This is a genomic window from Ulvibacterium marinum (assembly GCF_003626755.1).
In the GTDB taxonomy this organism is placed as follows: domain Bacteria; phylum Bacteroidota; class Bacteroidia; order Flavobacteriales; family Flavobacteriaceae; genus Ulvibacterium; species Ulvibacterium marinum.
The window spans coordinates 550,855-559,566 of sequence record NZ_RBCJ01000004.1 but is presented as its reverse complement, the minus strand read 5'-3'; the positions used below and the strand labels follow the sequence as shown (position 1 = coordinate 559,566).

The 8,712-nt window shown below is 42.2% G+C and carries 9 protein-coding genes; all 9 read left to right on the top strand.

Going from position 1 to position 8,712, the window contains the following annotated elements; genetic code table 11:
• The first annotated feature begins 305 nt into the window (after window positions 1-305).
• The 9 genes from D7Z94_RS21470 to D7Z94_RS21435 all read left to right on the top strand — a co-directional run bounded on the left by D7Z94_RS21470 (window position 306) and on the right by D7Z94_RS21435 (window position 8,655).
• Entirely contained in the window at window positions 306-995 is a 690-nt protein-coding gene (locus tag D7Z94_RS21470; protein ID WP_120713672.1) for an RraA family protein, read from the top strand.
• 21 nt (window positions 996-1,016) lie between these two features.
• On the top strand, window positions 1,017-1,757 hold the full coding sequence (locus tag D7Z94_RS21465; protein ID WP_120713709.1) for an SDR family NAD(P)-dependent oxidoreductase: 741 nt from the start codon (window positions 1,017-1,019) through the stop codon (window positions 1,755-1,757).
• A gap of 45 nt (window positions 1,758-1,802) precedes the next feature.
• Window positions 1,803-2,606, top strand: a complete 804-nt coding sequence (locus D7Z94_RS21460; protein ID WP_120713671.1) for an SDR family NAD(P)-dependent oxidoreductase — start codon at window positions 1,803-1,805, stop codon at window positions 2,604-2,606.
• A gap of 2 nt (window positions 2,607-2,608) precedes the next feature.
• Window positions 2,609-3,742 carry a mandelate racemase/muconate lactonizing enzyme family protein gene (locus tag D7Z94_RS21455; protein WP_120713670.1) on the top strand — a complete coding sequence of 378 codons (1,134 nt, stop codon included), beginning with the start codon at window positions 2,609-2,611 and terminating at the stop codon, window positions 3,740-3,742.
• Window positions 3,739-4,617, top strand: coding sequence for a RidA family protein (locus D7Z94_RS21450; protein WP_120713669.1), 879 nt, complete (start codon window positions 3,739-3,741; stop codon window positions 4,615-4,617). The genes D7Z94_RS21455 and D7Z94_RS21450 overlap by 4 nt, the downstream gene beginning before the upstream one ends.
• Before the next feature lie 4 nt (window positions 4,618-4,621).
• Entirely contained in the window at window positions 4,622-5,383 is a 762-nt protein-coding gene (locus D7Z94_RS21445; protein ID WP_120713668.1) for a creatininase family protein, read from the top strand.
• On the top strand, window positions 5,380-6,855 hold the full coding sequence (locus tag D7Z94_RS21440; protein WP_120713667.1) for a sodium:solute symporter family protein: 1,476 nt from the start codon (window positions 5,380-5,382) through the stop codon (window positions 6,853-6,855). The genes D7Z94_RS21445 and D7Z94_RS21440 overlap by 4 nt, the downstream gene beginning before the upstream one ends.
• 1 nt (window position 6,856) lies before the next feature.
• Window positions 6,857-6,994 carry a hypothetical protein gene (locus D7Z94_RS25805; protein ID WP_170158858.1) on the top strand — a complete coding sequence of 46 codons (138 nt, stop codon included), beginning with the start codon at window positions 6,857-6,859 and terminating at the stop codon, window positions 6,992-6,994.
• Between the two features lie 128 nt (window positions 6,995-7,122).
• Window positions 7,123-8,655 (top strand): sulfatase, encoded by a 1,533-nt coding sequence (locus tag D7Z94_RS21435; protein ID WP_120713666.1) that lies wholly within the window; start codon window positions 7,123-7,125, stop codon window positions 8,653-8,655.
• Window positions 8,656-8,712 lie beyond the last annotated feature (57 nt).

The following is an 8,712-nucleotide window of genomic DNA, read 5'->3' as shown; positions in this document are numbered from 1 at the left end:
AGCCCGCCAGCGCCGATGGTACTGCCCGAAAGGGCGGGAGAGTAGGGAGCCGCCTTCCTCAAGGCCCCCCTCCACATAACAGTGGAGGGGGGCTTTTTTATTTTCAATACTTCTACAAACTTTTTTCCGTATCACAATGCAGGTCATTTAAATTTCCATATGTACCGGCATGGGTCATAGAGCACCTATATTTTGGTCGATTCCTATCGACTTTGATAGTATTTTCATTAGAAAGCTCATATCTTATCCCATATTTTTGCTCATATCGAGTGTATAATAAAGTCGTCAGAGATAAAAACTAGCTTATGACATGGAAGGATGATGATGAACTATTCAAACTGATAAGGTCAGAATTGTTTTCAGCAGTGGTCGGTGATATTATGGACAAATTGGGATATTTTCACCAATTCCTTTCCCCTAAAATAGTACCATTACGCGACGACATGGTTGTTGTGGGAAGGGCTATGCCGGTTCTTGAAGCAGATAGTTTTGGGGAAATTTCACCAAGTGAAAAGAACCCCGTAATGTCAAAACCTTTCGGTTTGATGCTTGAAGCTCTGGACGATTTAAAAAAAAATGAAGTTTATATCTGCACCGGATCTTCGCCTGAATATGCCCTCTGGGGCGAACTAATGAGTGCAAGAGCCTTGCAATGCGGTGCCGTAGGCGCTGTTGTAGATGGCTATTCTAGAGATACTTCTGGAATCCTAAATTTGGACTTTCCTATGTTTTCCTATGGACGATATGCCCAAGATCAAGGCCCAAGGGGTAAGGTTATAGATTACAGAGTACCCATTGAAATCAACGGTGTATATATAAATCCGGGCGACATCATATTTGGAGATATGGATGGCGTATGTGTAATTCCCCGAAAAATAGAAAAAGAGGTAGTGAAGGCCGCTTTGGAAAAGGCACGAGGAGAAAAAGTAGTACTCAAGGCAATACAGAATGGAATGTCGGCAACGGATGCGTTTGCCAAATATGGAATTATGTAGTTTGAAAACATGGATATTCAGATGAACAGATTTAAGGATCAGACAGCCATAATCGTAGGTGGCGCCAGAGGAATCGGTAAGGCTATAGCAAAACGGCTTTTCAATGAAGGTGCGGAAGTCACGGTCTTCGATGTATTAAAAGGAGATTTTCCAAAATTGGAGAACAATCATCGAACTATTAATACTACCATAGTAGATATTACGGATGAAGTAACCTTGAATAAGGCGGTCAAAAATGTAATAGATAACAACAATAGATTGGACATCTTGGTAAATTGCGCGGGTATTATTGGTCCTTCATCCACAAAAATTATGGAATACGAACTGAAGGATTTTCAAAAGGTTATGGATGTAAATCTTACAGGAGCTTTTATTGTTACCAAAGCCGTACTACCGCAAATGTGTAATCAGAAGTATGGGAGGATTCTTCATCTAGCCTCCATCGGGGGCAAGGAAGGAAATCCGGGAATGGTAGGTTATGCGTCAAGCAAATCCGGACTTATGGGCCTTGTCAAAGGAGTTGGCAAGGAATATGCGGATAGCGGGATTACCGTTAATGGAATAGCGCCAGCAGTAATTGCAACACCGATGAACGAGGATACAGCGCCAGAGATGTTACAATATATGACATCAAAAATTCCAATGGGAAGATTGGGGACAACCGATGAAGTTGCTGCAATGGCGTGTTGGATTGTATCAAAAGAGGCAAGTTTTAACACGGGGTATGTTTTTGACCTCTCAGGCGGCCGAGCTACTTATTAATACTTTTAAGATGATTTATTACATAGTTAGTAAGGTTTTAAACCTATGATGCAAATAGACTTTACAGGGAAAAATTTTTTGGTAACCGGAGGAGCGGGTGTAGGCGTAGGTGCCGGTATCTGTGAAGCTATTTCGGATTGTGGGGGTACCCTGTTGCTCAACGACCTTGATGCGGTGAAGACTAAAACTGCAGCTAAAAAATATCCAAATGCCCATGCCGTAGTGGGGGACATCAGCAATGCAAAGGACGTGGAACGGATTTTTGAAGAAATAAAGAATGAATATGGAATAGTACACGGCCTCGTTAACAATGCGGGTATAGGTTTACACAAAAATGCCCACTTGGCCGATGAATCTGAGTTTGACAATCTTTATAATATTGACGTCAAAGGTGTTTGGTTAATGGCCCGGACTTTTGTCAGGCAATTAATGAAGGCTAATGAAGTAGGTCATATCGTTAACATCTCATCGGTTCATGCACGTGAAACAACAGCAAAGTATGCTTTATATGCCAGTGCGAAGGCGGCTGTAGAGGGATTGACCAGGGGAATGTCAATTGAGTTAGGCGAGTTTGGTGTACGTTGTAATGCAGTGGCTCCAGGTTATGTAGATTCCGAGCAAAGTAGGGATGCTGTGGCTTCCTGGACCGATAAACCTAAGGCCTGGATCCAGGGTCAAAAAAACGATTACCAAAGCCTTAGACATATGATAAGCGCTCGCGATTGTGGTAATGCCGTGGTCTTTTTATTATCCCATATGGCCAACTCCATAACTGGGCAGACACTTACCGTCGATGCAGGTTTTACCAATTTATTGTATGCCAATAGTTTTATTCCCAATACTCAATAGCTATGCGAATTAGCCATATCAATTTATATGAAGTAAAAGTGCCAACACATCCTGGGACCATTGCAAGTAAAGGGATAAATAAACCTTTGCACAAACTCCCAGTTGGAGCCAAGGCAGGATGGAGCGTACAATTCGACGAAATCTCCAAGCTCTTGGTGCAATTGGAATTGAGCAATGGTACAATTGGTTGGGGCGAGTTGTATAGAGGTCATGATTGGAAAATGGTCCATGATATCTGCAATATTCTCATCGGGATGGATATTGAGAATCTAGTACTTCAAAAACTGCCTTTTGTTTTTTGCCGAGAATATGACGGATTTGAGTGTGCTCTTTGGGATGCCTATGCCAGGTTAAAAGATGTTAGGGTGGTAGATTTGCTGGGAGGTGCAATCAAGGATAAAGTTAAGATAGGGGCGTGGTCCAGCCACCGGCATTTGGATGATATTGGTGAGTTGGCCTCCAATTTTCAAAAACAAGGTTACGATTGTCTAAAATTTAAGACGGACTTGGAGGATGACGTAGTAGGTTGGTGTAGGAACATTGCAGAGGCAGCTCCTGGTATGAAGGTCATTCTTGATCCCAACGAACGCTGGGAACATGCGTATGAGACCAAAAAACGTCTGGATGGCCTAAGGGAAGTTGGCAATGTACTTTGCCTTGAAGATCCTATTCCCAGATGGCAGTTATCGGAATTTTCAAAATTGCGAGCCTATAGTTCCGTTCCTATTGCCTTACATGTTGCCTTGCCTTATATACTTCATGGACAACGAATTAAGGATAGTATACAGGCTATTCAGGAGCAAGCGGTAGATGGCTTCAATTTCAATTGCGGATTGGCCGATTTTCAACGTTTGGATCATATTGCTTCGGCGGCCGAACTTCCTTGTTGGCACGGATCGGAAATTGATTTGGGGATTCTGGAAGCGATGTACGTACATTCTGCCGCGGCAGCGGAATCCTGCATTTGGCCTAGCGATATATTCGGTAGGTTGATCAGGGAGCACGACTTACTTAAAACACCCTTGAAGATGGAACCCCCGTTTGTGTATCTTCCAGAAGGCAAGGGTTTGGGCATAGAACCTGATATCGTTGCCATTACAGATTACCAGGTAAGTAAAAAAGAATATAAGGCATGAAAAATAATCCTTTCCCACCAAACGATGTGGACAGAAGATATCTTTGGGAGATGCTGGTAAATCGGGATATCCTTGCATTTGTTTCCCAAGATTGGTCCATAGTAGAAGATGATTTTATTGCGGAAGGGTTTATGGGTATCGATGCTGGGAAACAGGATAATGTAGATAAATGGGTATTAAAATACCCTAGCTTGGAATCTTATAGAACGGAGTGGTTGTCCCAAGCTGAGGAATTTGCCAAAGTGGATCTGGTAGAGGATAAGGAAGATGCCTTTCATCGGGTAACCGTACTGCAGGATATAGAGATACAAGGTAATTTTGCGCTTTTGCACAAAAAGTTTTTTGGACCGATGCAGAAGAAGGATGGTGGCGAGATCGCGACGGATTGGCAAACTCTATACCGCTGTAAAAAAGTAGGGGATGAATGGAAAATAGTGGGTTTTACAGGGTATATGCCTTTAATGGCAAAATCGGTGGATACGTCTAGGGATACGGGTAAATCTTTACCAAAAAATGCAAGTCAGCATAAAACTGCCGGGCCCTATGCGCCGGTATTGGAGGTGAATCCAGGAAAATTAGTGGTTATTTCCGGACAGGCCGCAATCGATAAGGAAGGTAACGTAATTGGGGAGACCATTGAGGAACAGACCGCCTATACCTTGGACAATTGCGTGTTGCAATTGGCTAGTGCCGGTTGTACACTTCAAGATGTTTTTAAGGTTAACGTTTATATTAAGGATTTAAAGGAATGGCCCCGTTTCAATGCCGTGTACAAGCACTATTTTGTAGAACCGAAACCAGTACGTACGGCGGTAGAGTCAGGTTTGTTGATGACCTTACGTGTAGAAGTAGAAATGTGGGCGGTAAAAAACTAGTATTATGATTTGGGATGAATTGACCACCTTGGATTTTGAAGGAATTGACCGGAAGATCCCGGTTCTTTTTGTCATGTCAGCAACGGAACAACATGGGCCTCATTTGCCTTTGGCCACAGACCGGTTAATAGGGGAACATTTTGCCTATTCATTGCAAAAAAAAATACCTAATGATATCATTGTTTTGCCAACAATGTCCATTGGATGTTCCGATCACCATATGGATTTCATGGGGTCATTAACCTTAAGTCATGAAACCTTCATAAGTCATGTTGAGGATATAGTTAGATCTGTGATACATCATGGATTTACCAACATTATACTGTTGAACAGCCATGGTGGAAATCAGGCTGTAGGGCAGGTCTTGGTAGAAAAATTGGGGAATACCTATCCGGGTGTTCAAATAGTAATGGCCACATGGTGGAAGTTGGGGGGCTCCGAATTAGGAATGCTAAATGAAGGTGGTGCCATGAGTACGGGTCACGCAGGTGAGTTTGAGACTTCTTTAATGTTATTGATAGCACCTCATTTGGTACGGACCGATAAGTATGAAAAGGGAAAACACTCCAAAACCCACCCTTGGGCCGAAGGTGACATGTTGCATCCTCCAAAAATAGCACTCTATCGTTCTATTATGGAAATGACTTCCAATGGGGTATTTGGTGACCCCACCCACGCTTCAAAAACCAAAGGATTGGAAATTACCGAATTGGTATTGGAAAACCTGCAAAGGATTGTCCTTGACTTAATAAAGGACACGAAATGACCAATTTTGACTTTTTTATTGATGGGGGAATTGTTGTACTATACCTTGTAGGTACAATAGCTGCAGGTCTTTGGGTACGTCGCTATGTAAGGAACGTAAACGATTTTTTGGTAGCAGGGAGAAGTGTAGACCTGTATTTAGGTATTGCTTCGCTGGCTGCAACCGAGTTTGGTATTGCCACTTGTATGGCCAATGCAGAACTGGGCTTCAAATATGGTTTTGCAGGTATTACCCCTGGGATAGCCTTGGCCTTTGCCATGTTCGTTGTTGGTTATACCGGATTTTGTGTTAAGCCATTACGGGATAAACAGGTCATTACCTTGCCCGAACTTTTTGAGGATAAATTTGGTGCAAGAGTACGTTGGGCCAGCGGTGTGGTCATTGTTTTGGGAGGGTTGCTCAATATGGGTGTTTTTTTACGGCAAGCTGGGAATTTTTTAACGGCCGTTTGCGGTTTTGATATAGCCTATCTGGAAATTGTAATGACCCTTATTCTGTTGGGAGTGGCGGCGTATACGATTCTGGGAGGGATGATTTCGGTTTTTATAACCGATTATATACAATTTGTAGTAATGAGCATTGGTCTCATTGCTGTTGTTTTTTTGGTTGTATATCAGTTTGGATGGATAGACATGTTGTCCAGTTTAGATCAAATAAGAGGCCCAGTGGCCTATAATCCTTTTGAGGATGACACCTATGGTTTGGATCGCATTCTTCTCGATGTCTTATTGGCTTTTGCTTCTATTTTGACCTGGCAGACCATAATTTCAAGGGTGCTATCGGCTAAGGATACCAAAACCGCCAAACATATCTTTATCGGGACATCTCCTTTTATGTTGGCTCGTTTTGCAATTCCCGCAATCTTGGGTATTGCGGCCCTTCATTATTTTGGTCCAGATAAATTTACCGATAGTGAAGCGATTCTGGCTATGCCCACTATGTTCGCTCAACTTTTACCTGTAGGGTTAATAGGCATTGTGGTTGCGGCTATGTTAGCTGCGGACATGTCCACAAACTCTTCCTATATGATTGCCTGGAGCTCGGTTATTTATAATGACATCATGAAACCGATTCACAAAGGCCTATGGTCGGACGCAAAAGGACTTCGCTGGAATCGTATCCTTATTGCCCTTATCGGGATTTTTTTGTTGCTCTATGGATTGTGGTATCCCCTAAAGGGAGATCTTTGGGTGTATCTTCAGGTAACCGGGACCATTTATCTATCTAGTATGAGCGTACTGTTGATAGCTGCTTGTTATTGGAAACCTGCCAATAACTGGGGGGCCATAGCTGCCATAGCAATTGGTTGTGCCATTCCAATGAGTTACTTGATACTGCAAGAAGTGTCGGTTACACAGGAATGGATATTGGAAGTAGGCCCATACAAATTTGGTGCTGTTACGTATTTTGCGGCTGCCCTAGCTATGTTTATTGGCTCATTAATTAAACCATCCAACAAAAAAACAAAGTAATATGGAACATTGGTTTTGGACAATACTCTGCGCGTTGGTACTGGTATGGTACTTTGTGGTTACTATTGTGGTAGCGCTTCGTGGGGGCACTGACATCAAGAAGATGTTGGCCAAATGGAAACAGGAAATGGAAGAGTAAAACACATTGAAGTTATGACATTATGAAATTTGGCGTTTCAAGACCATTCGCTATTCTTTTAGTCATAACCGAACTCGTAATTTATCATCTCTTAACCGCAAGGAACATGGACATTTCAATATAAGCTTATGTTTGGATTCAACAAAAAAGGCCTAGCTCTTTCCTTTTTCTTTGTGTGCTATCTGGGACATGCACAGGTACACCTAAGTAGAGAAAAACCAAATATACTCTTTATTGCCGTAGATGACCTGAATGATTGGGTCGGATACCTGGGAGGTCATAGTGATATGAAAATCCAAACCCCCAATATAGACAGATTGGCCTCCTCTTCTATGATTTTTACCAATGCTCATACCCCTTCACCTGCTTGTGCACCTGCTAGGGCCGCTATTCTAACGGGTGTTCATCATGCTAGATCTGGTGTCGAAAATGTGCATTGGGGAGATGGCCCGGAATGGCGAAATTTTCCTGGTCTCAAAAATGTCGAAACCTTGGAGCAATTTTTCAAAAACAGGGGATATAAAACTATGGGAGCGGGAAAAATATATCACAGTCAAGCTCCTCCTTGGACACCAACTAGTCAAGTAGAGCCGGATAATTGGGATTTTTATTACCCAAGTCCTTATATTTCCCATCCGCATCAAATTAGGGCTCCTAAGGATGTTATTTATCCTAAGAATGTGGACAATAAAGGTAGACCTGGTGGGGAAAATGGCTGGTGGACTTGGGGTCCAATACCTGAATCTGATGAAAAAATGGCCGACTATCATGTAGTGGATTGGGCCAACTACCAGCTGGGGCAAGAGCATGAAAATCCATTTTTTATGGCTATAGGCGTATGGAAACCGCATGATCCTTGGGAAGTACCGCAAAAATACTTTGACTTATATCCATTAGAGGATATTAAGCTCCCGACCTATAAAAATAACGATTTAGAAGATGCTTTTGATCATGGGAGGCGTTGGATTTATAAATGGACGAAGGAAAACAATCAGTGGGAAAAAGTAGTGCAGGCTTATGCGGCTGCAATCAGTTTTTCAGATGCAATGGTGGGTAGATTGCTTAACACTTTGGAAAATTCCCAATATGCCCAGAATACAATAATCGTTTTATGGTCCGATCACGGCATGCATATGGGTGAAAAGGAAAATATAGAGAAGTTTACACTTTGGGAAGATTCGACGCGAGTACCTTTGATTATTTCGGCTCCAGGTGTTACACAGAAAGGTTCGGTCTGTCATCAACCTGTGAGTCTAATGGACATATACCCCACTTTGGTAGATTTGATAGGATTTGATATACCGGAACATTTGGACGGGCATAGTCTGTTGCCCCAAATCAAAAATCCTTTAGAAAGGACTATACCCGTTATTAGTAGCTATAGGTTCTCTTGGACCAAAAAACCAGTAACAGGCCATGCTGTTAGAAGTGAGCGGTATCGCTATATTTATTATGTTGATGGAGGACTTGAGGAACTATACGACCATACTACAGACCCCTATGAATGGGACAATATAGCATACAAAAAAGAAAATAGAAAAATCATCAATGAGCATAGGGCTGTTCTCCTGGATATGTTGCCCAAACTTACATGGAGTAATAAAATACCTGACGGCTATAGGGTGAACAAAGAAGGAAACTTGCATAGAGAAAACCAATAATTTTGATTTTGTAAATGGAAGGGTTGAATTCCTCTACTACCAAAAATAAATCCATAT

Bases quoted from the DNA above. Each gene is read 5' to 3' on its own strand.
- D7Z94_RS25805 (WP_170158858.1), top strand. From the start codon at position 6,857: ATGGAACATTGGTTTTGGACAATACTCTGCGCGTTGGTACTGGTATGG.
- D7Z94_RS21435 (WP_120713666.1), top strand. From the start codon at position 7,123: ATGTTTGGATTCAACAAAAAAGGCCTAGCTCTTTCCTTTTTCTTTGTG.
- D7Z94_RS21450 (WP_120713669.1), top strand. From the start codon at position 3,739: ATGAAAAATAATCCTTTCCCACCAAACGATGTGGACAGAAGATATCTT.
- D7Z94_RS21455 (WP_120713670.1), top strand. From the start codon at position 2,609: ATGCGAATTAGCCATATCAATTTATATGAAGTAAAAGTGCCAACACAT.
- D7Z94_RS21445 (WP_120713668.1), top strand. From the start codon at position 4,622: ATGATTTGGGATGAATTGACCACCTTGGATTTTGAAGGAATTGACCGG.
- D7Z94_RS21440 (WP_120713667.1), top strand. From the start codon at position 5,380: ATGACCAATTTTGACTTTTTTATTGATGGGGGAATTGTTGTACTATAC.
- D7Z94_RS21465 (WP_120713709.1), top strand. From the start codon at position 1,017: ATGAACAGATTTAAGGATCAGACAGCCATAATCGTAGGTGGCGCCAGA.
- D7Z94_RS21460 (WP_120713671.1), top strand. From the start codon at position 1,803: ATGATGCAAATAGACTTTACAGGGAAAAATTTTTTGGTAACCGGAGGA.
- D7Z94_RS21470 (WP_120713672.1), top strand. From the start codon at position 306: ATGACATGGAAGGATGATGATGAACTATTCAAACTGATAAGGTCAGAA.